The sequence below is a fragment of the Variovorax sp. P4_D9 genome, assembly GCF_056401695.1.
Genome location: NZ_JBFUIU010001690.1, coordinates 1 through 689 on the forward strand (window position 1 = coordinate 1; position 689 = coordinate 689).

Here is a 689-nt window from a genome sequence, read left to right on the forward strand (position 1 = left end):
CTCTTCTACATGGACAAGACCATGATGGTCTTCGGCGACGCCAAGAAGGTGGTCGAGGACATGGCCAAGGCGATCGAGTAGCAAATACCGGAGCGTCGAGACCTGGCTGCCCAAGAGAGAAGATCAGCGGACGTATTTTACGAACGGTTACCTGAATCGCCGCGCTCAGACCGGATCTGTCGAGGCCATTTTCGGATGTCCCGTTTCAAAGGTCTGCGGCTGGCGTTCACAGCTTGTGGGTGGACAGCAAAATGCTCGTCTCCGTGTTCGAGATGCCTTGAGTCGAGCGGATTGCGGTGAGAACGCTGTCGAATGCTTCCAGGGTATCGGCCCGAAGTTCAGCGATCAGGTCCCACCGCCCGTTGGTCGTATGCAAGGTGGACACATTGGGATTCCCGCGAAGTGCCCGGCGTACCGCCTCCCCATGGTGCCCCTCGATCTCGATGCTCATCATCGCGCGGATGTGATGGGATTCCACTTCGGGCTTGAGGCGCACTGTATAGCCGACGATGGTTCCGTCGCTTTCCAGCTTCGCGATGCGGTTCTGTACCGTTGCGCGCGCCACGCGCAGCTTCTTTGCAAGCGCGACGACGGGCGTCCTTGCCTCGGCACGAAGCAGGGAAATGAGCTGGCGGTCCGTGTCGTCCATTTGGCAGATTGGAGAATGAATGGAGCAAACTGTATAGAAA

The 689-nt window shown here is 58.1% G+C and carries 1 protein-coding gene; it reads right to left on the reverse strand.

Going from position 1 to position 689, the window contains the following annotated elements; all coding sequences use genetic code 11:
- Nucleotides 1–226 precede the first annotated feature (226 nt).
- Nucleotides 227–649 carry an Lrp/AsnC family transcriptional regulator gene (locus tag AC1DY5_RS57790; protein WP_286521586.1) on the reverse strand — a complete coding sequence of 141 codons (423 nt, stop codon included), beginning with the start codon at nucleotides 647–649 and terminating at the stop codon, nucleotides 227–229.
- Nucleotides 650–689: the final 40 nt, after the last annotated feature.

Excerpts from the sequence above, each read along its gene's own strand:
- AC1DY5_RS57790 (WP_286521586.1), bottom strand. The coding sequence starts at position 649 with ATGGACGACACGGACCGCCAGCTCATTTCCCTGCTTCGTGCCGAGGCA.